The organism is Pseudomonas sp. NPDC089547 (assembly GCF_050280665.1).
Taxonomy (GTDB): Bacteria; Pseudomonadota; Gammaproteobacteria; order Pseudomonadales; family Pseudomonadaceae; genus Aquipseudomonas.
The window spans coordinates 124,098-149,258 of the sequence record NZ_JBNNVS010000001.1; the positions used below are offsets into that span (position 1 = coordinate 124,098).

The 25,161-nt window shown below is 62.6% G+C and carries 22 protein-coding genes; 5 read left to right on the forward strand and 17 right to left on the reverse strand.

From position 1 onward, the window contains the following. Positions 1–82: 82 nt before the first annotated feature. The 4 genes from ACQKPZ_RS00485 to ACQKPZ_RS00500 all read right to left on the reverse strand — a co-directional run bounded on the left by ACQKPZ_RS00485 (position 83) and on the right by ACQKPZ_RS00500 (position 3,860). Complete coding sequence (locus tag ACQKPZ_RS00485; protein WP_427534947.1) at positions 83–1,162, reverse strand: polyamine ABC transporter substrate-binding protein; 1,080 nt, start codon at positions 1,160–1,162, stop codon at positions 83–85. Between the two features lie 52 nt (positions 1,163–1,214). Beyond that, positions 1,215–1,556, reverse strand: coding sequence for a cupin domain-containing protein (locus tag ACQKPZ_RS00490; protein WP_391124502.1), 342 nt, complete (start codon positions 1,554–1,556; stop codon positions 1,215–1,217). A 32-nt stretch (positions 1,557–1,588) separates the two neighbouring features. Next, positions 1,589–2,995 carry an NAD(P)/FAD-dependent oxidoreductase gene (locus ACQKPZ_RS00495; protein WP_427534948.1) on the reverse strand — a complete coding sequence of 469 codons (1,407 nt, stop codon included), beginning with the start codon at positions 2,993–2,995 and terminating at the stop codon, positions 1,589–1,591. Positions 2,996–3,059: 64 nt separating this feature from the next. Continuing rightward, positions 3,060–3,860 carry a helix-turn-helix domain-containing protein gene (locus ACQKPZ_RS00500; protein WP_427534949.1) on the reverse strand — a complete coding sequence of 267 codons (801 nt, stop codon included), beginning with the start codon at positions 3,858–3,860 and terminating at the stop codon, positions 3,060–3,062. 212 nt (positions 3,861–4,072) lie between these two features. On the opposite strand from ACQKPZ_RS00500, the gene ACQKPZ_RS00505 reads away from it, so the two are divergent. After that, positions 4,073–4,972 (forward strand): hypothetical protein, encoded by a 900-nt coding sequence (locus ACQKPZ_RS00505; RefSeq protein ID WP_427534950.1) that lies wholly within the window; start codon positions 4,073–4,075, stop codon positions 4,970–4,972. A 212-nt stretch (positions 4,973–5,184) separates the two neighbouring features. Here the strand turns inward: ACQKPZ_RS00505 and ACQKPZ_RS00510 are convergent, their stop codons facing one another. The 9 genes from ACQKPZ_RS00510 to ACQKPZ_RS00550 all read right to left on the reverse strand — a co-directional run bounded on the left by ACQKPZ_RS00510 (position 5,185) and on the right by ACQKPZ_RS00550 (position 16,974). Next, positions 5,185–6,153, reverse strand: a complete 969-nt coding sequence (locus ACQKPZ_RS00510) for a peptide ABC transporter ATP-binding protein (RefSeq protein ID WP_427534952.1) — start codon at positions 6,151–6,153, stop codon at positions 5,185–5,187. Then, complete coding sequence (locus ACQKPZ_RS00515; RefSeq protein WP_427534953.1) at positions 6,153–7,121, reverse strand: ABC transporter ATP-binding protein; 969 nt, start codon at positions 7,119–7,121, stop codon at positions 6,153–6,155. Before ACQKPZ_RS00515 ends, ACQKPZ_RS00510 begins: the two co-directional genes overlap by 1 nt. Positions 7,122–7,131: 10 nt before the next feature. Next, complete coding sequence (locus ACQKPZ_RS00520; RefSeq protein ID WP_391124520.1) at positions 7,132–8,058, reverse strand: ABC transporter permease subunit; 927 nt, start codon at positions 8,056–8,058, stop codon at positions 7,132–7,134. Positions 8,059–8,068: 10 nt separating this feature from the next. Next, entirely contained in the window at positions 8,069–9,079 is a 1,011-nt protein-coding gene (locus ACQKPZ_RS00525; protein WP_391124522.1) for an ABC transporter permease subunit, read from the reverse strand. Between the two features lie 91 nt (positions 9,080–9,170). Then, complete coding sequence (locus tag ACQKPZ_RS00530) at positions 9,171–10,781, reverse strand: ABC transporter substrate-binding protein (protein ID WP_427534954.1); 1,611 nt, start codon at positions 10,779–10,781, stop codon at positions 9,171–9,173. A 79-nt stretch (positions 10,782–10,860) separates the two neighbouring features. Beyond that, the gene (locus ACQKPZ_RS00535; RefSeq protein ID WP_427534956.1) at positions 10,861–12,240 is read right to left on the reverse strand and encodes an OprD family porin; all 1,380 of its coding nucleotides are present in this window, start codon (positions 12,238–12,240) and stop codon (positions 10,861–10,863) included. Between the two features lie 228 nt (positions 12,241–12,468). Then, positions 12,469–14,061 carry an ABC transporter substrate-binding protein gene (locus ACQKPZ_RS00540; RefSeq protein ID WP_427534957.1) on the reverse strand — a complete coding sequence of 531 codons (1,593 nt, stop codon included), beginning with the start codon at positions 14,059–14,061 and terminating at the stop codon, positions 12,469–12,471. Positions 14,062–14,207: 146 nt separating this feature from the next. Further along, positions 14,208–15,833, reverse strand: coding sequence for an ABC transporter substrate-binding protein (locus ACQKPZ_RS00545; RefSeq protein ID WP_427534958.1), 1,626 nt, complete (start codon positions 15,831–15,833; stop codon positions 14,208–14,210). 424 nt (positions 15,834–16,257) lie between these two features. Next, the gene (locus ACQKPZ_RS00550) at positions 16,258–16,974 is read right to left on the reverse strand and encodes an SIMPL domain-containing protein (protein ID WP_427534959.1); all 717 of its coding nucleotides are present in this window, start codon (positions 16,972–16,974) and stop codon (positions 16,258–16,260) included. Positions 16,975–17,176: 202 nt separating this feature from the next. Here ACQKPZ_RS00550 and ACQKPZ_RS00555 point away from each other — a divergent pair, with 202 nt between their 5' ends. The 4 genes from ACQKPZ_RS00555 (at position 17,177) to ACQKPZ_RS00570 (ending at position 21,571) form a co-directional block, all read left to right on the forward strand. Beyond that, positions 17,177–18,433 (forward strand): ATP-binding protein, encoded by a 1,257-nt coding sequence (locus ACQKPZ_RS00555; RefSeq protein ID WP_391124540.1) that lies wholly within the window; start codon positions 17,177–17,179, stop codon positions 18,431–18,433. Next, positions 18,433–18,993, forward strand: coding sequence for a response regulator transcription factor (locus ACQKPZ_RS00560; RefSeq protein ID WP_003255244.1), 561 nt, complete (start codon positions 18,433–18,435; stop codon positions 18,991–18,993). Before ACQKPZ_RS00555 ends, ACQKPZ_RS00560 begins: the two co-directional genes overlap by 1 nt. A 221-nt stretch (positions 18,994–19,214) precedes the next feature. Further along, positions 19,215–20,156, forward strand: coding sequence for an AEC family transporter (locus ACQKPZ_RS00565; RefSeq protein ID WP_025753795.1), 942 nt, complete (start codon positions 19,215–19,217; stop codon positions 20,154–20,156). Positions 20,157–20,212: 56 nt separating this feature from the next. Further along, a complete protein-coding gene (locus ACQKPZ_RS00570) occupies positions 20,213–21,571 on the forward strand; it encodes an amino acid permease (RefSeq protein ID WP_391124545.1) in 1,359 nt (452 codons plus the stop codon). Between the two features lie 126 nt (positions 21,572–21,697). Here ACQKPZ_RS00570 and ACQKPZ_RS00575 read toward each other — a convergent pair whose 3' ends face one another. From ACQKPZ_RS00575 to gatB, 4 genes are all read right to left on the reverse strand, one after another. Then, positions 21,698–22,072 (reverse strand): carboxymuconolactone decarboxylase family protein, encoded by a 375-nt coding sequence (locus ACQKPZ_RS00575; RefSeq protein WP_391124548.1) that lies wholly within the window; start codon positions 22,070–22,072, stop codon positions 21,698–21,700. 10 nt (positions 22,073–22,082) lie between these two features. Then, positions 22,083–23,126, reverse strand: a complete 1,044-nt coding sequence (locus tag ACQKPZ_RS00580) for a calcium/sodium antiporter (RefSeq protein ID WP_391124807.1) — start codon at positions 23,124–23,126, stop codon at positions 22,083–22,085. A 60-nt stretch (positions 23,127–23,186) separates the two neighbouring features. After that, on the reverse strand, positions 23,187–23,561 hold the full coding sequence (locus ACQKPZ_RS00585; protein ID WP_403200032.1) for a septal ring lytic transglycosylase RlpA family protein: 375 nt from the start codon (positions 23,559–23,561) through the stop codon (positions 23,187–23,189). A 143-nt stretch (positions 23,562–23,704) separates the two neighbouring features. Further along, complete coding sequence (gene gatB / locus ACQKPZ_RS00590; protein WP_391124554.1) at positions 23,705–25,150, reverse strand: Asp-tRNA(Asn)/Glu-tRNA(Gln) amidotransferase subunit GatB; 1,446 nt, start codon at positions 25,148–25,150, stop codon at positions 23,705–23,707. Between the last annotated feature and the right edge of the window lie 11 nt (positions 25,151–25,161).

Sequence of the window (25,161 nt, forward strand, 5' to 3'; positions counted from 1 at the left end):
GACACAAGGCCGCTCCTACAAGGGATCGCATACCCCTGTGGGAGCGGGCGTGCCCGCGAAGGGGCGCAAAGCGGCCCCAATTTCAATTGCCTGCCTTGATACTGGTCCAGATGCGGGTTCTGATGCGATCAATCTTGGCTGGCATCGCCTCCAGCGCATACAGCTTGCCCATCACATCCTCGCTCGGGTAAATCATCGTATTACCCTTCATCGCCGGCTCCACCAGCCCGTCAGCCTTGAGGTTGCCGTTGGCGTACTGCACATGGTTGCTGATGTTGGCCATCACGTCCGGTTGCAGCAGGTAGTTCATGTAGGCATACCCGGCTTTTTCATCCGGCGCATCGGCCGGCATGGCCACCATGTCGAACCACATCGGCGCGCCCTCCCTGGGTATCGAGTAACCCACCTTCACCCCGTTCTTCGCCTCTTCGGCGCGGTTCTTCGCCTGCAGTACATCGCCCGAGAATCCGACCACCACGCAGATATCGCCATTGGCCAGGTCGCCGGTGTACTTCGATGAGTGGAAATAGCTGATGTATGGCCGTACCTGCATCAGCAATGCCTTGGCCTTGTCGTAGTCCGCCGGGTTCTGGCTGTGGTGCGGCAGGCCCAGGTAGTGCAGGGCAATCGGCAGCAGTTCGGGGCCGTTGTCCAGTACGGCGACGCCACAGCTTTTCAGCTTGCTCATGTACTCGGGCTTGAAGATCAGGTCCCAGGAGTCCACCGGCGCGTTGTCGCCGAGCACGGCCTTGACCTTGTCGATGTTGTAGCCGATGCCGGTACTGCCCCACAGGTACGGGAAGCCGTACTGGTTGCCCGGGTCGTTCACCTCAAGTGCCTTGAGCAGCACCGGGTTGAGGTTCTGCCAGTTGGGCAGCTGCGATTTGTCCAGGCGCTTCAGGGCTTTACCCTGGATCTGCCGGGCCATGAAATGGTTGGAAGGGAACACCACGTCGTAGCCAGAGTTGCCAGTCATCAGCTTGCCGTCGAGGGTTTCGTTGCTGTCGTACACGTCGTAGGTGGGCACGATGCCGCTGGCCTGCTGGAAGTTCTTCAGCGTGTCGGGGGCGACGTAGCTGGACCAGTTGTAGATCTTTACCGTTTCGGCGGCGCCGGCCACGCTGGCGGCCAGCGTAAGGGGGGCGAGAAGGAGCATGCGCATGTCGGGGTTACCTTGCTTTGTCTGTTGTTATCGAAGGCAGGCGATCAGCGGATCAGAAGATAAGGACGTAGGTCTTGCGTACGGTCTCCTGGATATCCCAGGTGCCGGTGCTGTTGGCCGGTAGCATCAATGCGTCTCCGGCTTCTATGACCAGGGGCTCGCCACCGTCGGGGGTGAAGGTGCAGCGGCCCTTGATGAAATGGCAGAACTCCTGTTGCACGATCTGCCGCCGCCAGCGCCCGGGGGTGCACTCCCAGATGCCGGTTTCGACGCCATCGCTGCGCTCCACGCAGGTGACCGAGGCCACGGCCACGGGGTCGCCAAGCGGTACTGCGACCGGGTTGGAACTGTCCAGCGCAACGCTGAGGGTGTTCTTGAACTGGGTGATGCTCATGACCGGTGGATCCTGTGTTTGGGAAAGGGAAGTCAGTGCATGAAGCCTTCCATGAAGTCCGCAAGCGAGCTGGCCAGGCGCCGCCTCCAGGGCGCACTGGCGGGGTTGGCGAGGGTCCGGTCCTCGTGGACGAAGCTTTGGATGATTGCGTTGTAACCCAGCCAGCGGCAGGGCTCAGGTGGCCAACTGGCCAGGCTCGACACCGGGCGGTTATCAAGTACCCAAGGTTGTGCGGTCAGTTCGTTGTGCTGGTTGAGTATCAGTGCCGCCAAGGTGCGCCCGCCCAGGTTGGTGGCGCCGACGCCTTCACCGCCGTAGCCGCCAGCCAGGGCGATGCCGCGTTGCCGATCACACAGCATGTGCGGCCGAAAGCGTCGGGCCATGCCCAGGTTTCCGCCCCAGGAGTGGGTGATACGCACGTGTTTTAGCTGAGGGAACAGCTCGCTGAACAGGTAGCGGCGTAGCTCGATTTCGTTCTCATCGAGGTTGAAGTTTTCGCGCAGGCGGCCGCCGAAGCGGTAGCCGCCACGGGCACCGAACACCAGGCGGTTGTCTGCAGTGCGTTGGCCATAAGTGACCTGCCGGCTGCTCTCGCTGAAGGCCTGGCCCTGGCCCAGGCCGATCTGCGCCCACGTCGACTCCGGCAGTGGCTCTGTCGCCACCAGCAGGCTCTGTACCGGCAACTGGTGTTTGCCCAGCGGCGGCAGGCTGGCGGCATAGCCTTCAACAGCGGGCACCATCCACTGGCAGCGAATCCGCGCCAGTGGCGTGCGCGCTTCGCCAGGCTGCCAGTCGATGGCAGGGGTGTTCTCGTAGATCGGTACGCCCAGCGCTTCCACCGCCCGCGCCAGGCCGCGCACGAGCTTGGCTGGCTGAATGGTTGCGGTGTGCGGGCTGTAGATTGCACCGAAGGCATTGCTGATCCGCAGTTGGGCGTCCAGCTGTTCGGGGCGCAGCCAGCGGTAGTCGTCTTCGGTCATGCCCTGGCGGTACAGGTCGTCGAGGTAGGCGCGCAGGCTGCGCTCTTGCTCCGGGTAGCGCGCGGCGCAGTACAGCACGCCGCCTTTGTGGTAGTCGCAGTCGATACCCTCGCGCTGCAGCACGCTGTGCACCTCATCGGGGATAGCATGCAGCAGGTCGATGCTGGCGCGGCGCTGTTGCGGTGACAGGCTGGCGAGCAGGCGGTCTTCGCCCAGCAGGTTGCCCATCAGCCAGCCGCCGTTGCGCCCGGAGGCGCCGAAGCCGGCGATGTTGGCGTCGATCACGGCGATGTTCAGTTGCGGCGCCTGGCGCTTGAGGTAGTAGGCGGTCCACAAACCGGTGTAGCCTGCGCCGATGATGCACACATCCACGTCCAGGTCTTCACGCAGGGCCGGGCGGGCGCACAGTGGCTCGTCGAGCTGGTCCATCCACAGGCTGAGCGTGCGCAGGGGTTGCATCAGGTTCGGCTCCACATCGGTCAAGGTCTGTGGGCGATCCTAGTGCTGTCGGCGGGCAGCTGTCTTACGTGCGTGCACGCAGGGAAATTTGCTTCAGGTAGGCCTTGGGCGTGAGCCCGGTGTGTTCACGGAAGCACTTGTAGAACGCTGACAGCGAGTTGAAGCCGGCGCTGAAGGCCAAGTCGTCGATCGGCGCTTCGACGCTGCCATCGTCGAGGCTGGCCATCAGGTGCTGCAGGCGCGCCTGGTTGACGTAGCGGTAGAAGCTTTGCCCCAGCACCTGATTCAGCAGGTAAGAGATCTGGTTGCGGCTGTAGCCACTGGCCTCGGCCACCTGCTGCAGGTCCAGCTCAGGGTCCAGGTACGGGCGCTGGCGCTGGAAGTAGTGCTCCAGGTCCTGGGCCATGGTCGACAGCTGCCGAGGTGACAGGCCCAGGCGGCTGGTGGCCGGGCGCGGGCCGCTGCTGCCCGGGCCATTGCCGTTCTGGCGCACCAGCGTGGCGTATTCGTTGACCCGCCAGATCAGCCCGTCCTTCACGGTGATCGCCTCGCTGGACTGGAACGCCACCAGGCCGTCGCCGCCCTGCACCGTGACCTGGTACTGGATGAACGCGGTGCAGCCATCGACCCGGATGCGGTCGCTGTGGACGATGTCCTCGCCGGCTTCATGGGGCAGGCAGGCGCGCACGTAGTCGCGCAGCTCCTGGTAGCCGAGCACGCGGTTCTGGAAAAAGTCGTGGTACTGAATGTCGGGGTGGTAAAGCGCGATGACGCCGTCGAGGTCGCGGTGCTTCCAGCACAGGTGGTAGCGCAGCACGGTATCGGCGGTGATCGGGGTCTGGGCGGGGTCATCGGGCAGCGTCATGAACGGATCATGCCTCGTCGCCCGGCCACGTTACAAGAATGCAGAACACCTGATGCACGGGGCGCAGTCGCGCATTTTGCACGGTCCCGGTTCAGCTGGGCGTTCTAACCCATTGATTTGCATAGATGTCATTTTTTGTCACAACTGGCACAGCCGCTGCAAAGGTTACTGCGCGAATGGAGTTTTCGCTCACAACATAAGGCGCACACATCATGATCAACCCTGCCGATTATCCCGCTGTCGATACGCAAAGCCGCTCAGGTGTTTCCTGGGCGGCGATCTTCGCTGGCGCCGCCGCCGCTGCGTCGGTGTCCCTGATACTCGTGGTACTGGGCGCCGGGCTGGGATTTGCGGCCACGTCACCGTGGGCCGACGAAGGTGCAAGTGCAAAGGCCCTGGGCGTTTCCACCATCATCTGGTTACTGGTGACGCAGATCATCGCTTCCGGCCTGGGCGGCTACATTGCCGGTCGGTTGCGAGTGAAGTGGGCCAACCTGCATGGCGATGAAGTGTATTTCCGCGACACCGCGCATGGCTTCCTGTCATGGGCCGTGGCGACCTTGGTAGCGGCGATGCTGGTACTCGGTGCAGCGGGCAACCTGATAGGCGCCGGGGCCAGTGCAGCTTCCCAGGCGGCTACCGTTTCGGTAGCGGCGGGTGGTGCTGCGGCAGCGGGTGGCAATAACGACTCCATGGGCTACTTCGTCGATAGTCTGTTTCGTGGCGATGGTCCGGCGCCGGTCAGCGACGATGCGGCCAACGGCGTAGCCGCGCGCATTCTGGCCAAGGGCGTAGCGGGTAACGGTGCACTGCCTGCCGAAGACCGCGCCTACCTGGCGCAGCTGGTAGCCCAGCGCACCCGTTTAACCCAAGCCGAAGCCGAAGCCCGTGTCGACCAGGTGATGGCACAGGTACAACAACTGAAAACCGATGCCAAGCAAGCGGCGGATACCGCTGCCAAGGTGGCTGCCTGGACTGCGCTGTGGACATTCATTGCCCTGCTGTGTGGCGCATTCTTCGCCAGCCTGGCTGCCCTTTACGGTGGCCGTCAGCGCGACCGTGTGCAGTGGCTTGAAGGCGACTATGTAGCCCATCGCACCATTCAACGTTAAGCAAGGAGAACTGCCATGCGCTCGATATTACTGTGGATGATTGGCGTACCGATTCCGGTCATCATCCTGATTGCGCTGTTCATGCATTGAGGTTTTGGGGCCGCTTTGCGGCCCATCGCGACGCAAGGCCGCTCCTACAGGGGAATGCGATCACCTGTAGGAGCGGCCTTGTGTCGCGATGGGCTGCAAAGCAGCCCCGGCGATCTAAAGCCTTAGAGAAACTGCTCGGCATAATGACAAGCCACCTGCCGACTACTCACCTGGCGCAACGCCGGCACCTCCTTGGCACAGCGCTCGGTCGCATGCGGGCAACGCTTGTGAAACGCACACCCATCCGGTGGGTTCAGCGGGTTGGGCAGCTCCCCGACAATGCGGATCTTCGGCTTCAGCGGGTCGGGGTGAATGGCCGGTGTTGCCGACAGCAGTGCCTGGGTATACGGATGCAGCGGCTTCTCGTAGATGTCCTCTTTAGGCCCCATCTCTACCGGCCGCCCCAAATACATCACCAGCACGTGATCGGCCACATGCCGCACCACCGCCAGGTTGTGCGAGATGAATACGTAGGCGGTGTTGAATTCCTTCTGCAAGTCCATGAACAGGTTCAGCACCTGGGCCTGGATCGACACGTCCAGCGCCGAGGTCGGCTCGTCTGCCACCAGCACTTTTGGTTGCAGCATCATTGCCCGGGCCAGGGCGATACGCTGGCGCTGGCCACCGGAGAACATGTGCGGGTAACGCTGGTAATGCTCAGGGCGCAGGCCGACCTGCTCCATCATTTTCTGCACTTTTTCGCGCCGCTCGGCCTTGCTCAGCGAGGTGTTGATCAACAGTGGCTCGGCCAGTTGGTCACCAATCTTCTGCCGTGGGTTAAGCGAGGCGTAAGGGCTTTGGAACACCATCTGCACGTCACGGCGCAATTGCTTGCGCTCGGCCTTGCTGGCGCCTTTTACCTCGGTACCGGCAATTTGCAGCGAGCCGGATGACGGCTCTTCGATCAGGGTCAGGGCGCGGGCCAGGGTCGACTTGCCGCAGCCGGACTCGCCAACCACGGCCAATGTCTTGCCGGCTTCCAGTTCGAACGACACACCATTCAGTGCACGGACCAGCGCGTGGCCTTTGAACAGCCCACGGGAGACTTCGTAATGCCGGGTCAGCTCCCGGGCGGATAGAACGACGGCCATCACGCCACCTCCTGATTCAACGGGTAGAAGCAGCGCACCAGGCTGTAAGCCTGGGGATCAAGGGGGGGGCGCTGGTGACGGCAGTTGTCCTGCACATAGGGGCAGCGCGGCGACAGCAGGCAGCCAACAGGGCGGTCGTAGCGGCCGGGGACGATGCCGGGCAGGGTGGCCAGGCGCTCGGCGCCGATGCTGTGCTCGGGGATCGCTGCCAGCAAGGCTTCACTGTAGGGGTGGGCGGGCACGTCGAACAGTGCCGGCACCTGTCCTACTTCCACGGCCTGGCCTGCGTACATCACGCACACACGCCTGGCCGTTTCGGCCACCACGGCGAGGTCGTGGGTGATCAGGATGAGCGCCATGTTGCGCTCTTTCTGCAGGTTGACCAGCAGCTCCATGATCTGCGCCTGGATAGTCACATCCAGTGCCGTGGTCGGCTCGTCGGCGATCAGCAGCTTGGGCTCGCCGGCAATGGCCATGGCAATCGCCACGCGCTGGCTCATGCCGCCAGACAACTGGTGCGGGTAGGCATCCAGGCGGCTTTCGGCTGCTGGAATTTCCACTTTATTCAATAGCTCAAGGGCACGCTGGCGTGCTGCCTTGCCCTTCAGGCCCAGGTGCTGGCGCAGCACCTCCTCGATCTGGTAGCCCACGGTGTAGCTGGGGTTGAGTGCGGTCATCGGGTCCTGAAAGACCATGGCGATGTCCTTGCCCACCACCTTGCGCCGCTGCCGGCCGCTAAGTTTGAGCATGTCGGTGCCGTCGAAGCTGAGGGTGTCGGCGGTGATCCGGCCAGGGGCGTCGATCAGGCCCATCAGCGCCATCATGGTCACGGATTTGCCCGAGCCCGATTCGCCGACAATGGCGAGGATCTCGCCGGCCTCTACCGCCAGGTCCAGGCCATCGACCACGGGTATAGCAGTGGCGTCGCCGAAGCGCACGTTGAGGTTTTTGATCTGCAACAGTGACATGGCGTTCTCCTCAGGCGGCGTTCTTGAGTTTCGGGTCCAGCGCATCGCGCAGGCCGTCGCCCATCAGGTTGATTGCCAGCACGCTCAGCAGAATGGTCAGGCCGGGCAGGCTCACCACCCACCAGGCGCGCTCGATGTAGTCACGCGCCGAGGCCAGCATGGTGCCCCATTCCGGGGTCGGCGGTTGCACGCCCAGGCCGAGGAAGCCCAGCGCGGCAGCGTCGAGGATTGCCGAGGAAAAGCTGAGGGTTGCCTGCACGATCAGCGGCGCCATGCAGTTGGGGAGTACGGTGACGAACATCAGCCGTGGCAATCCGGCACCGGCCAGCCGTGCGGCGGTGACGTAGTCGCGGTTGAGTTCAACCATTACCGCAGCGCGAGTCAGGCGCACATAGGAGGGCAGGGAGACAATGGCGATGGCGATCACGGTGTTGATCAGGCCAGGGCCGAGGATGGCGACGATGGCCACGGCCAGCAGCAGCGACGGCAAGGCCAGCATCACGTCCATCAGGCGCATGATCGAGGGGCCGAGCAACCTGGGGAAGAAACCGGCCAGCAGGCCCAGCAGGATGCCGGGAATCAGCGACATCACCACTGACGACAGGCCGATCAGCAGCGACAACCGTGCGCCCTGGATCAGGCGCGAAAGCAGGTCGCGACCCAGTTCGTCAGTGCCCAGGATGAACTGCCAGGTGCCGCCTTCCAGCCATACGGGTGGGGTCAGCAGGAAGTCGCGGTACTGCTCGCTCGGGTCATGTGGGGCGACCCACGGCGCAAACAGCGCACAGAACACCACCAGGCACATGAAGGCCAGGCCCATCACTGCGCCTTTGTTGCGCGCGAAGGCTTGCCAGAATTCTTTATACGGCGAGGGGTAGAGCAGGCTCTGGTCCACCGGGCTGGCCGGCGACACGGAGTTGGGGATCGGGCTAGTCATGGCAAGGGCCTCAGCGCTGATGACGGATGCGTGGGTTGGCCAGGCCGTAGAGGATGTCCACGACGAAGTTGACCAGGATTACCAGGCAGGCGATCAACAGAATGCCGTTCTGGACCACGGGGTAGTCACGGGCGCCGATGGCTTCGATCAGCCACTTGCCGATGCCCGGCCAGGAAAAGATGGTCTCGGTCAGCACTGCGCCGGCCAGCAGCGTGCCGACCTGCAGGCCGAACACGGTCAGCACCGGTATCAGGGCATTGCGCAGGCCATGCACGAACACCACGCGGGCCGGCGACAGGCCTTTGGCACGGGCGGTGCGGATGTAGTCTTCGCGCAGCACTTCAAGCATTGACGAGCGGGTCATGCGGGCGATCACCGCCAGCGGGATGGTGCCGAGTACGATGGCCGGCAGTATCAGGTGCATCACCGCGTCCTTGAACGCGCCTTCTTCGTCGCTGAGCAGGGTGTCGATGAGCATGAAACCGGTTTTCGGCTCGATGTCGTAGAGCAGGTCGATGCGCCCGGATACCGGGGTCCAGCCCAGGCTTACCGAGAAGAACATGATCAGGATCAGGCCCCACCAGAAGATCGGCATCGAGTAGCCGGCCAGCGATATGCCCATGACCCCGTGGTCGAACAGCGAACCGCGCTTGAGCGCGGCGATCACCCCGGCCAATAGGCCGACGATGCCGGCAAAAAGCAGGGCGGCGAAGGCCAGTTCGAGGGTGGCGGGGAACAGGGTGAGGAACTCGGTCCATACGCTTTCGCGGGTACGCAGCGATTCACCGAGATCGCCCTGGGCAAGCTTGCCGACGTAGTCCAGGTACTGGGCCGGCAGTGGCTTGTTCAGGCCCAGGCGCTCCATGGCCTGGGCATGCATTTCGGGGTCGACCCTGCGCTCGCCCATCATCACTTCCACCGGGTCGCCGGGGATCAGGCGTATGAGCGCGAAGGTCAGCAAGGTGATGCCGAAAAAGGTCGGTATCAGCAGGCCAAGGCGCCGGGCAATAAAGCTCAACATTGTCGGGGTTACCTCTTCAGGCCGTGCGGCAAACAGCGCGCTACGGCAGTGCCGCCGGTTCCCGTATGGGTTGCCGGCGGTCGTTGTTGTTCTACTTCACCTTGGTGGTGGTGAAGTTGTTTTTGGCCAGAGGGCTGATCACGTAGCCCTCCACGTTGTCACGCATGGCGGTGAACATCTTCGGATGGGCCATGCTGATCCAGGGTTGGTCGTCATCGTACACCTTCAATGCCTCGCTATAGAGCCTTGCGCGTTCGTCGTTGTCGATCACTTCGCGGGCGCGGCTGATCAGCTCCTGGAACTTAGGGTTGCACCAGCGCGCATAGTTCTCGCCGGTCTTGGCCGCTTCGCAACTGAGCAGTGGGGTGAGGAAGTTGTCCGGGTCGCCGTTGTCGCCAGCCCAGCCGGTGGACACCAGGTCGGCTTCGCCTTTCTTGGCGCGGCGCAGCATTTCGGCCCATTCCATCACGCGGATATCAAGCTTCAGACCGATCTGCTTGAGGTCGGCTTGGAGCATCTCGGCAGACAGACGCGGATTAGGGTTGGTCATGCCGCCACCATTACGTGTGAACAGGGTGATGACCGTACCCTGCGGTACGCCAGCTTCCTTGAGCAAGGCGCGTGCCTTGTCGAGGTCTCGGGGAGGGTTCTGGTTGCTGGTGTTGTACCCGATCATGGTCGGTGGATAAGGGTTCACGCCGACCAGCGCATTCCCTTTGCCAAACAGCTGGTCAACGTGGGTCTGGCGGTCGAAGGCCATGTTGATGGCTTTGCGCACGCGCACATCGTTGAGGTACTTGTGCTCGGTATTCATGGCGATGTAGCCGGTGACCAGCGCTTCGGTCTCGGCCACCTTGAGCCTGGAATCGGCCTTGATCGACGGTACGTCTTCCGGCTTGGGGTAGAGCGCGACCTGGCATTCATTGGCGCGCAGTTTTTGCAGGCGCACGTTGCTGTCGGTGGCGATGGCGAAAATCAGGGCATCGGCCGGTGGCTTGCCGCGGAAGTAGTCCGGGTTGGGTTTGAAGCGGACCTGGGCGTCCTTGTTGTAACGCTGGAAGATGAACGGGCCGGTGCCGATCGGCTTGCTGTTCAGCTCGGCGGTTTTACCGGCCTTGAGCAACTGGTCGCCGTATTCGGCGGAGTAGATCGACGTGAAGCCCATGGCCATATCACGCAGGAACGGTGCTTCGGGCCGGGTGAGGGTGATCACGACGGTGTGTTCGTCGGTCTTGTCCACCGATTTGAGCAGGTGCTTGAAGGCCATGCTCTCGAAGTACGGGTAGCCGACACTGGTCTTGTCATGCCACGGGTGAGTAGGGTCGAGCTGGCGGCGCAGGCTCCATAGCACATCATCGGCGTTGAACGTGCGCGTGGGGGTAAAGTAGTCGGTGCTGTGGAATTTGACGCCCTGCCGCAAGTGGAAGGTGTAGGTCAGGCCGTCTGGTGATATATCCCAGCGTTCGGCCAGAGCCGGTTCGATGTCGGTGGTACCTGGCTTGAAGTCGACCAGGCGGTTGAACAGCGTTTCGGCGGTGGCGTCGAACGTGACACCGGTCGTGTATTGCACAACGTCGAACCCTTCCGGGCTGGCTTCGGTGCACACCACCAGCGGCTTGGCCGCCAGCTGCGTGGCGCTGCCCAGCACCAGCGCGGCCAGGGCCAGGCGTAATGGTATCGACTTGATGAAAGCTTTCTGCATGGGTTAGAGACTCCCTGCTTTTGCATTGATTCCAGCGTAGCTGCCACGGCCCACCGCGAGCGGGCCGTGGCGCCAGCGGTCAGAGAATGTTGAATGGAATGGTGGTGACCACGCGGAACTCATCCAGGCTGCCGTCACCCTGGGCCTTGCTGGCGCGGTGGGTGGTGTAGGTGGCACGGATGCTGGTGTCTTTCAGCGGCCCGCTCTGCACCGCGTAGCTGGTGCCAATGCCCCACTCGTAGTGGGTTTCGCCGTCCAGGCCGTTCACGTCGTAGGCCGTGCCGCGGTAATGGGTACCGTCGATGCCCCAGCCACGAGCGTTGTACAGGTTGAACTTCAGGCCCGGCACGCCGTAGGGCGCCATGTTCAGCACGTAGGAGATCTTCAGCGATTTCTCGTTGGGGCCGTTGAAGTCCGACAGCAGCGAGTTGGCCAGGTAAATGCCGTTGGTTTCGTGCAGGTAGTCGAAGTACTCGTTGCCGTTGACCTGCTGCCAGGAGGCGCCGAGGGTGTGGGCCTGGTGGGTCAGGTCGAGCGACAGGCTGTAGGTGTCGTTGTCGATCTTGCCCATCTTCTGGCCGCCGGCATCGACCGTCTTGTAGTAGTTCAGGCCGGTGCTCAGGCTGAGTACCGCGCTGTCGCCCAGCACGTGGTTGGCGCCGAAGTAGTACTGGTTCCAGAAGTCGTCGACCTTGGTGGCGTACAGGCTGGTGCTAAGGCTCTTGAACGGCTGGTAGTTGACGCCGGCGGTGCTGGCGCGGTCGGTTTCCACGCCGGTGGCGCTGTATTCGCTGCGGAATTTGCTCAGGCTTTGCTCGGTGCGTGGCGAGACGCGGTCGAAGGTGCCCAGGTCGAAGCTGAGGTTGTCGAACTCGGCGCTGTGCAGGAACGCCCCCTGGAAGCTGGATGGCAAGGCGCGGTTGCCGATGTAGGCGATCATTGGCGTGTCCACCGACTGACGGCCCAGGGTAAGGGTGGTGTTGGACACGCGTGCCTTGATGTTGCCCAGGCCCAGTTTGCTCCACTGGCCGATGGGGTCGCCATCGCTGTGGGTTAGGGTGCGGTTGTTGGGGCCGGCGACCGACTGGCGGTTCTGTTGCAGGGCAATGGCGTTGTAGCCGGCGGCCTCGACGGCAAAGCCCACGGTGCCTTCGGTGAAGCCGGAGCTGTAGTTGAGGATGGAGCCCTGCACCCAGTTCTCACGGCTATGCGTGTCGTGGCGGGTGCCGTCGTTCTTGTAGTACTTCCACAGCGGCGCACGTGCGGCACGTTCGCGGGCGTACCAGTTGCGGGTGCTGCCGGACAGGCTCTGGCCTTCGATAAAGCCGCTGGCCTGGGCTTGCTCGCTGGTGCTTTTGAGGGTGATGGGGATGAAGTCCTGGCTTTGCGGGTCGGCCTGGGCCACGGTGGTCAAGGCACTGATCGATAAGGCCAGTGTGGTCAGGGTGAATACTCTCAAGGTTAAAGCTCCCTTTCTTTTCTAGTTATGGCCGGCCTTGTGGGCCGGGTGGTTGTTGCGGTGTTGCCAGGGTTGCCACGGGATCGCCGGGCAAAAATGGGGAGTTGTGTTGGCTGTGCTGGCCCTTTCGCGGGCTCGCCCGCTCCCACAGGTAGGGCGCAGAGTCCGAACCTGAGGTGATCCTGTGGGAGCGGGCGAGCCCGCGAAGAGGCCGGTTCCGGCTAACGCTTAATCAACACTCACACCGGAAAAATCATTGCGCCCAAACGGGCTGACCTTGAACTCGGAAACCTTGACGCTGAGCGGTTGGTTGACCGTGGAGTGCGCCACCGGGGTAATCGGCACCTGCTGCTTGAGCCGCTGCTGGGCCTGTTGGTACAACGCGGTGCGCTGCGTACGGTCAGTGACCTGCTTGGCCTGCCTGACCAGGCTGTCGTACTGCGGGTCGCACCACAGCGAGTAGTTGTTGCTGCCGATGGCGTCGCAGCTGTAGAGGGTGCCCAGCCAGTTGTCCGGGTCGCCGTTGTCGCCGGTCCAGCCGATCAGGGCGATATCGTGCTCGCCGCTTTTCATGCGCTTGATGTATTCGCCCCATTCGTAACTGACGATGCGTACCTTGAAGCCAAGCTTGTTCCAGTCGGACTGAAGCATTTCGGCCATCAGCTTGGCGTTGGGGTTGTACGGGCGTTGTACCGGCATGGCCCACAGGGTGACCTCGGTACCCGGCTTGACCCCGGCTTGCTGCAAGAGCTGCCTGGCCTTTTCCGGATCGTATGGCGCGTCTTTCAGGCTTTCGTCATAGGACCACTGGGTCGGCGGCATGGCGTTGACCGCCAGCTGGCCGGAGTCCTGGTACACCGCCTGGATGATGGCTTTCTTGTTCACCGCCATGTCCATCGCCTGGCGCACTTCCAGGCGATCGAAGGGTGGATGCTGGGTGTTGTAGGCGATGTAGCCGAGGTTGAAGCCTGGCTGTTGCAGCACCTGCAACTGGCTGTCGGTCTTCAGCGCCGGCAGGTCGGCCGGGCGAGGATGCAGGGTGACCTGGCATTCGTTGCGGCGCAGCTTCTGGATGCGCACCGAGGGGTCGACGTTGATCGAGAACACCAGGTTGTCGAGTTTGACCTGGTCCGGCGCCCAGTAATCCTTGTTGCCCTTGTAGCGGATCTGCGAATCCTTCTGGTAACGCTGGAACACGAACGGCCCGGTGCCGATCGGTTGCTGGTTGATATCGCTGGGGCGACCGCTGGCCAGCAGTTGCTCGGCGTATTCGGCAGACAGTATCGAGGCGAAGCTCATGGCCAGGTTCTGGATGAATGCGGCATCGACCGTGTTCAGGGTGAACACCACGGTCAGCGGGTCGGCCTTCTCGACCCGGGCGATGTTCTTGTCCAGGCCCATGCTGATGAAATAGGGGAATTCGGTGGGGTAGGCCTGGCGGAACGGGTGGCCCTTGTCGAGCATGCGGTTGAACGTGAACAACACATCGTCTGCGTTGAAGTCACGGCTTGGGGTAAACGCTTTGTTGCTGTGGAACTTCACCCCTTCACGCAGGTGGAAGGTGTAGCGCAAGCCATCGTCGGACACGTCCCAGCGGCTCGCCAGGGCAGGGTGTACGGCGGTGCCGCCGCGCTCGAACTCGACCAGGCGGTTGTAGATCGGCTCAGCCGCATCATTGTCGGTGGCAGTGGTGTACTGGGCGGTGTCGAAGCCGGCAGGGCTGCCTTCGGAGCAGAACACCAGGTTTTTGGCCAGCACGGCCGGGGACTGGCTGAGCAGGCCCAGGGCCAGCAGGGTAGAAAGGCAGGTCAAATGGCGCATGGCAAATCCTTTTTCATCTGTTTGCGCCGCCTCGTTGTACGAATGGCGGCAACAGTTCGCCGACCCCGCAGCGGTTGGCCGCAGGACGACATGAAGAGGTGGCGAGGGTGAAGGGCACCCGCCGCTCGGCGGGTGCCAGGGCTACCCTATTTGTCCACGCTGACGCCGTAGAAGGCGTTCAGCGCGAACGGGCTGATCTTGAAGTCCTTCACCTTGGCGCTCATCGGCTGGTAGACGGTGGAGTGGGCGATCGGGGTGATCGGTACCTGCTCCTTGAGGATGTGCTGGGCCTTTTGGTACAGCTCGGTGCGTTTGGCCTGGTCGGAGGTGGCCTTGGCCTGCTTGATCAGGTCGTCGTAGGGCTTGTAGCACCACTTGGAGAAGTTGTTGCCGTCGATGGCATCGCAGCCGTAGAGGGTGCCCAGCCAGTTGTCCGGGTCACCGTTGTCACCGCTCCAGCCGATCAGCATGGCGCCCTGTTCGCCGCCTTTGGAGCGCTTGATGTACTCGCCCCACTCATAGCTGACGATTTTCGCCTTGATGCCGATCTTGGCCCAGTCGGACTGGAGCATTTCGGCCATCAGCTTGGCGTTGGGGTTGTACGGCCGCTGCACCGGCATGGCCCACAGGGTGATCTCCGTGCCTTCCTTGATGCCGGCCTCCTTGAGCAGCTGCTTGGCCTTTTCGGGGTCGAACGGGGCGTCCTTGATGCTGTCGTCATAGGACCATTGGGTCGGCGGCATGCCGTTCACGGCCAACTGGCCGGCGCCCTGATAGACCGACTCGATGATCTTTTTCTTGTCCACGGCCATGTCCAGCGCCTGGCGCACCTTCAGCTGGGCCATGGGGTTGGGCTCGTTGCTGCCCTTGATCCTGTCCATCACGTTATAGGCGATGTAACCGAGGTTGAAGCCGGCCTGCTGTGGCATCTGCAGGTTCTTGTCGGCCTTTAGCGGCTCGATGTCGGCCGGGCGCGGGAACAGCGTGACCTGGCATTCGTTTTTCTTCAGTTTTTGCATGCGCACCGACGCGTCGGTGGTGATGGCAAAGATCAGGTTGTCGATCTTCACATCATCGGGCTGCCAGTAGTCCTTGTTGCCCTTGAAGCGGATCTGCGCGTCCTTCTGGTACTTGCTGAACACGAACGGGCCGGTGCCGATCGGCTTCTGGTTGATGTCGGCGGCTTTGCCGCTTTTCAGCAACTGATCGGCGTATTCGGCGGACTGGATCGAGGCGAAGCTCATGGCCAGGTTCTGGATGAACGCGGCGTCCACTTCGTTGAGGGTGAACTTCACCGTGTGCTCGTCGAGCTTCTCGACCTTGGCGATGTTCTTGTCCATGCCCATGTCGGTGAAGTACGGGAACTCGGTGGGGTAGGCCTTGCGGAAGGGGTGGTCCTTGTCGAGCATGCGGTTGAAGGTGAACAGCACGTCGTCGGCGTTGAAGGGGCGGGTGGGCTTGAAGTAGTCGGTGGTGTGGAACTTGACCCCTTCGCGCAGGTGGAAGGTGTAGGTCTTGCCGTCGTCGGTCACTTCCCATTTGGTCGCCAGGCCCGGGATGACTGCGGTACCGCCACGTTCGAACTGGGTCAGGCGGTTGAACACGGTCTCGGCCGAAGCGTCGAAGTCGGTCCCTGTGGTGTATTGCCCCGGGTCGAAGCCTGCCGGGCTGCCTTCGGAGCAGAACACCAGGTTGGACGCGGCCAGGGCCGACGGTGCACCGGTGAGCAAGCCTGCGCCTAGCAGGAACGGAATGACTGCGTGTTTGAGCATGGTGGCCTCATTGTTGTCATTTTTTGGATGAGGTGGCCTCGTGAGCCGACCTGCGGATACTTATGCAGGGGGTGTTCCCATTGCAACAGGTAGAAGGATAGTTGGCGCCAGAAAAGTAGTACGAGCGTACATGGATGTCGCATCGGTATAACTTTCGGCGAAGTTAAACGTTTGCGCAGGCAAAATGATGGCTTTTTGCGGGATTTTTCGGGGCGGGAGTAATTGTAGGAGGCACCTTAAAGGTGCGTAGGAAAGGTCTGACTAGCGCTGATTTTGCGCTTGGCGCGGTCCCTGTAGGAGCGGCCTTGTGTCGCGATGGGCTGCAAAGCAGCCCCGGGATTTCAGCTATACCTGATGAATCGCCGGGGCCGCTGTGCGGCCCAATCGCGACACAAGGCCGCTCCTACAGGGGGGCTCGTGGCTGTTAAGGCATCTGCACTTCGATAAGCCCATCAGCATTCATGCTGACTTCACTGGTACCCGCCTCAATGTCCGGCGCTGGCGCTGCTTCATCTGCCCCCATGGCCTTCATCGCCATCGGTGCACTACGCATGTAGGGGCGCGGGTAACCGCTGCTGTTGAGGTTCAGGCTGACCACTTTATAACCCTTGCCACCCAGCGCCTCGGTGGCCAGTTGCGCACGCGCCTTGAAGGCATCGACCGCATCCTTGAGCAGTGCGTCTTCGCTGGACTTGCGCGTAGCCGGGGCAATGGAGAAGTCCATGCCGCCCATTTTCAGCTCTTGCAGCAGGTCGGCGGTAAGCTGGGACAGGGCCGGGAAGTTGGCGCTTTCCAGGCGCAGCTCGGCGCGCTCGCGCCAGCCGGTGATCTTCTGGCCTTTGCTGTCATACACCGGGTAACTGTTGCGGCTGCCCTGGCTGATCTTCACATCCTTGACCTGGCGCGACTGCTGTACGGCCTTGTTCATGGTATCGGTGATCTGCTTGGCAAGCTTGCCCGGGTCGGTGTTCTGCGCTTCGCTGTACAGGGTCACGACCATCAGGTCACGCGGTACTTCCTTGCTGACTTCGGCGCGCAGGGAAACCTGGTTGTAACGCGGCTCATCGGCCGCCAGCGCCGGCAGGCTGGCAAGCAGGCCGCAAGACAGGGCAAGGGCGGCGCCGCGACGTGGGATTTGCATGTGGTACTCCTTGGCAATAAAGGGCGTGGGTTCTGGCCATCCATTCCACGCATGGCCCATAAGACCGGCATCAGTGTAGTGGGTTCAAAAGTGCCATCATGAACCTGTGACAAAGTGTGGCGCTTTGCCGCATCGCTGCAGCGAAGCGCCCGGCTTCGGTATACTCCAGCCGATTTTTCTGGAGCACTCATCAGGAGAGCTCATGCTCGCCGCCGTACAACCGCTGTCCGCTACCCGCCAGAATCTCTGGCGCCTGACCGTCATTCGAGTCCTGGTCCTGGCTGCCCAGGCCGGCTCCGTGGGCGTTGCCTACTGGACCGAACTGCTGCCGTTGCCGTGGCTATCGCTGGCTGGCACCTTGGCGTTGTCCTCGCTGCTGTGTGCGTTCACGGCGCTGCGGCTGCGCCTGTCGCTGCCGGTCACCGAAATGGAGTACGCCCTGCAACTGGCGTGCGACCTGCTGATTCACAGTGCCTTGCTGTATTACTCAGGCGGTTCGACCAACCCGTTCGTGTCGTATTACCTGGTGCCGCTGGCGATTGCTGCTGTGACCTTGCCGTGGCTGTATTCGCTGATCCTTTCGGGAATCGCCCTGACGGCCTACAGCCTGCTGCTGGTGCAGTTCTACCCGCTGGAAGGCCTGCCCATGGCGCGGGACAAGATGCAGGTATACGGCATGTGGCTGAGCATTGCCTTGGCTGCTGCGGTGATCACCTTCTTCGCCGCGCGCATGGCCGAAGAACTGCGCCGCCAGGAGCAACTGCGTTCCGAGCGGCGTGAAGAAAGCCTGCGTGATGAGCAGTTGCTGGCTGTGGCCACCCAGGCCGCCGGTGCTGCCCACGAACTGGGTACGCCGCTGGCGACCATGAGCGTGCTGCTGAACGAAATGCGCCAGGACCATGCTGACCCGTTGTTGCAGGAGGACCTGCAGATCCTTCAGGACCAGGTAAAGTTGTGCAAGGAAACCCTGCAACAGCTGGTGCGCGCTGCCGAAGCCAATCGCCGCCTGGCGATCGTGGAGCAGGACGTGACCGCTTGGCTGGACGAGGCGCTGAACCGCTGGCACCTGATGCGTCCAGAGGCCAGCTACCGCTTCCAGCGTCTGCGTGACGGCAAGGTGCCGCGGCTGACCCCGCCGCCGGACTTGACCCAGGCGCTGCTGAACCTGTTGAACAATGCCGCCGATGCCTGCCCCGATGACCTTGAAGTGCGCCTGGACTGGGACGCCCAGGACATTGTCATCAGCATCCGCGACCACGGCCCCGGCGTGCCGCCGGCCATTGCCGAAGCCATCGGCAAACCCTTCATTACCACCAAGGGCAAAGGCTTTGGCCTTGGCCTGTTCTTGAGCAAGGCCAGCGTGACCCGTGCGGGCGGTTCGGTGAAACTCTATAGTCATGAACAGGGTGGCACCCTGACCGAACTGCGCCTGCCCTATGGCAAGCGAGGAGATGAATGATGAGCGAAGAAAACCAGGTCGAAAGCGAAGAGCTGCCGCACCTGCTGCTGGTGGATGACGATGCCACCTTTACCCGGGTCATGGCCCGTGCCATGAGCCGTCGCGGTTTCCGCGTGAGCACTGCCAGTTCTGCCGAAGAGGGCTTGATCCTGGCCCAGCAGGACCTGCCGGACTATGCCACGCTGGACCTGAAGATGGACGGTGACTCGGGCCTGGTGCTGCTGCCCAAGCTGCTGGAACTGGACCCGGAAATGCGCGTGGTGATCCTGACCGGGTACTCGAGCATTGCCACGGCGGTGGAAGCGGTCAAGCGCGGCGCCTGCAACTACCTGTGCAAACCGGCCGACGCCGATGACGTACTGGCAGCGCTGCTGTCGGAACACACCGACCTGGATACCCTGGTGCCGGAAAACCCGATGTCGGTCGACCGCCTGCAGTGGGAGCATATCCAGCGCGTGCTGAACGAGCATGAGGGCAATATCTCGGCCACTGCGCGGGCGCTGGGCATGCACCGGCGGACCTTGCAGCGCAAATTGCAGAAGCGCCCGGTTCGGCGCTGATTCTGTGTTAGCTTCTTCGCGGGCACGCCCGCTCCCACAAATACCGCGCCGCCCTTGAGAGCAGCGCCGTACCTGTGGGAGCGGGCGTGCCCGCGAAGAGGCCAGCACTGGCAGCGCAGAATCTGAAAGGCATGTGCTTTTATCGCGCTCGATCCCCGCAAATCCCAGCCGTTGGCGTATCATTAGCCCCCTAACGGCAACCCCTCCAGGATCGCTTGCGCATGCTCGCCCTTCTTATCCAGACGCTGAACATCACGGCACCGGTCTTTGCCATGTTGTTCATGGGCGTACTGCTCAAACGCATCCACCTGATCGACGACAATTTCAACCGCGTCGCCTCGCAGCTGGTGTTCAACGTGTGCATGCCCGCGCTGTTGTTCCTCGGCATCTACCACGCCGACCTGGCGTCCGCAGTAAAGCCTGGTGTCATCCTCTACTTCATCGTCGCCACCCTGGTCGGCTTCGCCATTGCCTGGGGCCTGGCCATCTGGCGCAGCCCGCTGGCAGAGCGGGGTATCTATACCCAGGGCGCGTTCCGCGGCAACAACGGCGTAATCGGCCTGGCCCTGGCCGCCAGCCTGTACGGTGACTATGGTATTTCCCTGGGGGCGGTACTCGCTGGCCTGGTCATCCTCATGTACAACTCGCTGTCGGCAGTGGTGCTGGCGGTGTATAGCCCGGACCTCAAGTCCGACCCGTGGAGCATCTGCAAGAGCATCTTTAGCAACCCGCTGATCATCAGCGTGCTGGTCGCCACCCCGATGGCTTACGGCCAGGTGCCACTGCCCAACTGGTTGCTGACCTCTGGCGACTACCTGGCGCAGATGACCCTGCCGCTGGCGCTGATCTGTATCGGTGGCACCCTGTCGCTGGCGGCGCTGCGCGACAGCGGCCGGCTGGCGATCGATGCCAGCCTGGTGAAGATGGTCTGGCTGCCGCTGCTGGGTACCTTGGGTGCCTGGCTGTGCGGCTTCCGAGGGGCCGAGCTGGGTATCCTGTTCCTGTACATCGGTAGCCCGACCGCAGCGGCCAGCTACGTGATGGCGCGGGCGGCCAACGGCAACCACGAGTTGGCTGCATCGATCATCGTGATCACTACCTTAATGGCGGCGATCACCACCAATATCGGCATTTTCATCTTGCAGTGGGGCGGATGGATCTAGATCCTTGACTGCAAACAACACAAAAAACACAGCCTCACTGAGCTAAAGGACACTTCATGCAAGACCAGAGCACGCCCGAGCGGTTACAGCGCGGGCTGAAGAATCGCCATATCCAGCTGATCGCGCTGGGCGGGGCCATCGGTACCGGGTTGTTCCTGGGCATTGCCCAGACCATCCAGCTGGCCGGCCCTTCCGTTCTGCTGGGTTATGCCATTGCCGGCCTGATGGCCTTCCTGATCATGCGCCAGCTGGGCGAAATGGTGGTGGAAGAGCCGGTTGCCGGCAGCTTCAGTCACTTCGCCCACCAGTACTGGAGCGAGTTCGCCGGCTTTGTCTCGGGCTGGAACTACTGGGTGGTGTACGTGCTGGTCGGCATGGCCGAGCTGACCGCGGTCGGCATCTACGTACAGTACTGGTGGCCAGAGTTTCCCACCTGGGCCACGGCGGCGATCTTCTTCGTGGCGATCAACCTCATCAACCTGACCCAGGTGAAAGTCTACGGCGAGATGGAGTTCTGGTTCGCCCTGGTCAAGGTGGTGGCTATCGTCAGCATGATCGGCTTTGGCGCCTGGCTGTTGAGCAGCGGCCATGGTGGCCCGGATGCGAGCGTGGCCAACCTGTGGCAGTACGGCGGCTTCTTCCCTAACGGGGTCACCGGCCTGGTGATGGCGCTGGCGGTGATCATGTTCTCGTTCGGTGGCCTGGAGCTGGTGGGTATAACCGCCGCCGAGGCCGACAACCCGCGCCAGAGCATCCCCAAGGCCACCAACCAGGTGGTGTACCGCATCCTGATCTTCTACATCGGTGCCCTGGCAGTGCTGCTGTCGCTGTACCCGTGGCAGAAGGTGGTGCAGGGCGGCAGCCCGTTCGTGATGATTTTCCACGAACTGGACAGCGACCTGGTGGCGACCATCCTCAACATCGTGGTGCTGACGGCTGCGCTGTCGGTGTACAACAGCTGTGTGTACGCCAACAGCCGCATGCTGTTCGGCCTGGCCAGCCAGGGTGATGCGCCGCGTCAGTTGCTGAAGGTGAGCCGCAGCGGCGTGCCGCTGACGGCGTTGGGTGTTTCGGCGTTCGCGACCGGCCTGTGCGTGGTAATCAACTACCTGATGCCGGGTGAGGCCTTTGGCTTGCTGATGGCCTTGGCGGTGTCGGCGCTGGTGATCAACTGGGCAAGCATCAGCATCACCCACCTGAAGTTCCGCAAGGCCAAGCTGGCAGCGGGCATCACCCCGTTCTACAAGAGCCTGGGGCACCCGCTGACCAACTACCTGTGCCTGGCGTTTATTGTGCTGATTCTGGTGGTGATGTACCTGACCCCGCCGATTCGCATCTCTGTGATGCTGATCCCGGCGTGGATCCTGGTGCTTTGGGTCGCCTTCAAGATGAAAAAGGCTCGCCAGGCCAAATAGGCAAGGCAGGCCCGGCCTCTTCGCGGGCGCGCCCGCTCCCACAAGTACTGCACAGGCTTCGAAGTCTATGGGGTCCCTGTGGGAGCGGGCGTGCCCGCGAAGAGGCCGGGCCTGAAAGAGGCTGGATCAGCCTTGGTAACTGTCGATCACTTCCTGCGCCGCACGGAACGCATCAATCGCCGCTGGCACCCCCGCATACACCGCGCAATGCAGCAGCGCCTCGCGAATTTCCTCTACCGTACAGCCGTTGTTCAATGCTCCGCGCACATGCCCCTTGAGCTCTTGCGGGCACTTGAGTGCCGTGAGCGTGGCCAGGGTAATCAGGCTGCGGGTCTTCAGTGGCAGCCCGTCGCGGGCCCACACGCTACCCCAGGCATGTTCGTTGACGAAGTCTTGCAGCGGCTGGGTAAAGTCAGTGGCATTGCCCAAAGCGCGGTCGACGAATGCATCGCCCATTACCTGGCGGCGAATCTGCTCGCCGGTCTTGTTGCTCTCAGCCATGTTGTTTTCCTTAGTGTTGGCGACGCCAGGCGCGCACGGTGGTGTAGAGCAACACCACGGCGAGCACTGGCAGTACATAGAACAGCATCAACTTCTCAAGCCGGCCAGCCAGTGGCAGACCCATGGTGAACGCCGCTACGTGCAGGCCGTAAGCCACGTACAGGCAAAGGAACACCAGGCCTTCGGCGCGGGTTATGCGATAGCCGGAATAGAACACCGGCAGGCTCAGCGCGGCAACGCCTAGCATTACGGGCAGGTCGAACGACAGCGCATTGGGCGAGATCGAAAGCGGCTCTGGGGTGACCAGCGCAGTCAGGCCAAGCACGCCCAGCAGATTGAACAGGTTACTGCCGATCACCGTACCCACGGCAATTTCCCGTTCGCCGCGCAAGGCCGCGATGAGTGCGGCGGCGAGCTCTGGCAAAGAGGTACAGATGGCGACGACAGTCAGGCCAATGATGCGCTCGGACAAACCAAGGTCGGTGGCCACCTCGACGGCAGCCTCCAGCAGCAGGTGGCCCGCCAGGCTCAGCAGGCCGAACCCGGCCAGCACTTGCAACAGCGTGCCCGACCAGAAGCGCCCGGCACTGGATTTTGCAGTGTGCGGGGCAGGGTAGGTACGCGCGTAGTGACGCGACTGGTGCCAAAGCATCGCCAGGTAACCGGCAAGGCCAAGCAGCAACAGAACCCCTTCGCCCCTACCCAGGTGCCCGTTGGCAGCCAGCGCATAGACCAGGCCGCTGGCCACGATCATCAGCGGAATGTCCAGGCGTACCAGCTGACGCGATACGCGCAGGGGGATGATGAGCGCGGCAAGGCCGAGAATGACCAACACGTTGAAGATGTTGCTGCCAATCACGCTGCCCACGGCCACATCCGGCGCGCCCTGGTAGGCCGCTTGCAGGCTGACGGTGAGTTGTGGCGCGGTACTGCCGAAGGCCACCAGGCTCAGGCCGATGATCAGAGGGCGTACATGAAGGCGCTGAGCCAGGCGCAGCGCGGCGCGCACCAGCAGCTCAGCGCCGCCGACCAGCAACAGCAGGGCGAGGCCCAGTTGCAGGAGGCTGAAGGTGGGAAGGGTGGCCAGGTCGAAAATGGTCGGACTCCTGTCGCGTCAGTCACTAAGCCCTTGTACGCGCACGCGTGCCGTTCCGCTACGGAGCATGCCGATTTTTTCTGCGGCGGCGCGAGACAGGTCGATCAGCCGGCCGCGGGTATGCGGGCCGCGGTCGTTGATGCGTACCACCACGCTGCGCTGGTTGGCCATGTTGGTAACCAGAACGCGGGTGCCGAAGGGCAGGCTGCGGTGGGCGGCGGTAAGGCCGTGCTGGTTGAAAGGTTCGCCGCTGGCAGTGCGTTTGCCGTGGTGGCGTGAACCGTAATAGGAAGCAGTGCCCGTCTGGTCGTAACCACGCGGGTCGATGTCGTGGCTGGCGCAGCCGGCCAGGAAAGAGAAGAGGGCCAGGGTGCTCAGGGATCGTTTTAGCAATTCAAATGCTCCGGTGTGGCCATTCGCGGGCAAGCCCGCTCCCACAGGTATGTCGCCACCTTTGGAAGCGGCGCTGTAGCTGTGGGAGCGGGCATGCCCGCGAACGAGGGCAAAGCCCTCGCAGGACTACAAGGGTAAAACAATCACCCTTCGAGCTTGGCCTTGAGCAATTGGTTCACCTGCCCCGGGTTGGCCTTGCCTTTGGAAGCCTTCATTGCCTGGCCGACGAAGAAGCCGAACATCTTGCCGCGCTTGGCCTCATCGGCCGCGCGGTACTGCTCGACCTGCTCGGCGTTGGCCGCCAGCACTTCGTCGAGCATCTTGTCGATCGCGCCGGTGTCGGTAACCTGCTTCAGGCCTTTGCTTTCGATGATGCTGTCGGCATCGCCTTCACCGCCAGCCATGGCCTCGAACACGGTCTTGGCGATCTTGCCGCTGATGGTGTTGTCGCGGATGCGCAGCAGCATGCCACCCAGTTGCGCAGCGCTGACAGGCGCCTGGTCGATTTCGATGCCCAACTTGTTCAGCAGGCTGCCCAGCTCGACCATGACCCAGTTGGCGGCCAGCTTGGCGTCGCCACCGATCTTCACCACTTCTTCGAAGTAGTCCGCCTGTTCGCGGCTGGAAGCCAGAACGTTGGCATCGTAGGCCGACAGGCCGTACTGGCTCTGGAAGCGCTCGACCTTCTGTGGCGGCAGCTCCGGCAGGCCGGCGCGCACGGTTTCGAGGAAGCTGTCCTCGATCACCACCGGCAGCAGGTCCGGGTCGGGGAAGTAACGGTAGTCGTTGGCTTCCTCCTTGCTGCGCATGGAGCGGGTTTCGTCCTTGTTCGGGTCGTACAGGCGGGTTTCCTGCACCACCTTGCCGCCGTCTTCGATCAGGTCGATCTGGCGCTGGATTTCGCTGTTGATCGCGCGCTCGATGAAGCGGAACGAGTTGACGTTCTTGATCTCGCAGCGGGTGCCGAACTCGGCCTGGCCTTTCGGGCGGATCGACACGTTGCAGTCGCAACGCAGCGAGCCTTCGGCCATGTTGCCGTCGCAGATGCCCAGGTAGCGCACCAGCGCGTGGATCGCCTTGACGTAGGCCACGGCCTCCTTGGCGCTGCGCATGTCTGGCTCGGAAACGATTTCCAGCAGCGGGGTGCCGGCACGGTTCAGGTCGATGCCGGTAGAGCCGCTGAAGTCTTCGTGCAGGCTCTTGCCGGCGTCTTCTTCCAGGTGTGCGCGGGTGACCCCGATGCGCTTGATGGTGCCGTCTTCCAGGGCGATGTCCAGGTGGCCCTTGCCGACGATTGGCAGGTCCATCTGGCTGATCTGGTAACCCTTGGGCAGGTCCGGGTAGAAGTAGTTCTTGCGCGCAAACACGTTGCGCTTGCCGATCTCGGCATCGATGGCCAGGCCGAACATGCACGCCATGCGCACGGCTTCCTGGTTCAGCACCGGCAGTACGCCGGGCATCCCCAGGTCAACCAGGCTGGCCTGGGTGTTCGGCTCGGAGCCAAAGGTGGTGGCGCTGCCGGAGAAGATCTTCGACTGGGTGGCGAGCTGAGTGTGGATTTCCAGCCCGATCACAACTTCCCATTGCATGTGTGAATTCC

Excerpts from the sequence above, each read along its gene's own strand:
- ACQKPZ_RS00520 (WP_391124520.1), bottom strand. The coding sequence starts at position 8,058 with ATGACTAGCCCGATCCCCAACTCCGTGTCGCCGGCCAGCCCGGTGGAC.
- ACQKPZ_RS00500 (WP_427534949.1), bottom strand. The coding sequence starts at position 3,860 with ATGACGCTGCCCGATGACCCCGCCCAGACCCCGATCACCGCCGATACC.
- ACQKPZ_RS00555 (WP_391124540.1), top strand. The coding sequence starts at position 17,177 with ATGCTCGCCGCCGTACAACCGCTGTCCGCTACCCGCCAGAATCTCTGG.
- ACQKPZ_RS00565 (WP_025753795.1), top strand. The coding sequence starts at position 19,215 with ATGCTCGCCCTTCTTATCCAGACGCTGAACATCACGGCACCGGTCTTT.
- ACQKPZ_RS00510 (WP_427534952.1), bottom strand. The coding sequence starts at position 6,153 with ATGGCCGTCGTTCTATCCGCCCGGGAGCTGACCCGGCATTACGAAGTC.
- ACQKPZ_RS00515 (WP_427534953.1), bottom strand. The coding sequence starts at position 7,121 with ATGTCACTGTTGCAGATCAAAAACCTCAACGTGCGCTTCGGCGACGCC.
- ACQKPZ_RS00540 (WP_427534957.1), bottom strand. The coding sequence starts at position 14,061 with ATGCGCCATTTGACCTGCCTTTCTACCCTGCTGGCCCTGGGCCTGCTC.
- ACQKPZ_RS00560 (WP_003255244.1), top strand. The coding sequence starts at position 18,433 with ATGAGCGAAGAAAACCAGGTCGAAAGCGAAGAGCTGCCGCACCTGCTG.
- gatB (WP_391124554.1), bottom strand. The coding sequence starts at position 25,150 with ATGCAATGGGAAGTTGTGATCGGGCTGGAAATCCACACTCAGCTCGCC.
- ACQKPZ_RS00570 (WP_391124545.1), top strand. The coding sequence starts at position 20,213 with ATGCAAGACCAGAGCACGCCCGAGCGGTTACAGCGCGGGCTGAAGAAT.
- ACQKPZ_RS00575 (WP_391124548.1), bottom strand. The coding sequence starts at position 22,072 with ATGGCTGAGAGCAACAAGACCGGCGAGCAGATTCGCCGCCAGGTAATG.
- ACQKPZ_RS00550 (WP_427534959.1), bottom strand. The coding sequence starts at position 16,974 with ATGCAAATCCCACGTCGCGGCGCCGCCCTTGCCCTGTCTTGCGGCCTG.
- ACQKPZ_RS00495 (WP_427534948.1), bottom strand. The coding sequence starts at position 2,995 with ATGCAACCCCTGCGCACGCTCAGCCTGTGGATGGACCAGCTCGACGAG.
- ACQKPZ_RS00485 (WP_427534947.1), bottom strand. The coding sequence starts at position 1,162 with ATGCGCATGCTCCTTCTCGCCCCCCTTACGCTGGCCGCCAGCGTGGCC.
- ACQKPZ_RS00530 (WP_427534954.1), bottom strand. The coding sequence starts at position 10,781 with ATGCAGAAAGCTTTCATCAAGTCGATACCATTACGCCTGGCCCTGGCC.
- ACQKPZ_RS00545 (WP_427534958.1), bottom strand. The coding sequence starts at position 15,833 with ATGCTCAAACACGCAGTCATTCCGTTCCTGCTAGGCGCAGGCTTGCTC.
- ACQKPZ_RS00525 (WP_391124522.1), bottom strand. The coding sequence starts at position 9,079 with ATGTTGAGCTTTATTGCCCGGCGCCTTGGCCTGCTGATACCGACCTTT.
- ACQKPZ_RS00490 (WP_391124502.1), bottom strand. The coding sequence starts at position 1,556 with ATGAGCATCACCCAGTTCAAGAACACCCTCAGCGTTGCGCTGGACAGT.
- ACQKPZ_RS00505 (WP_427534950.1), top strand. The coding sequence starts at position 4,073 with ATGATCAACCCTGCCGATTATCCCGCTGTCGATACGCAAAGCCGCTCA.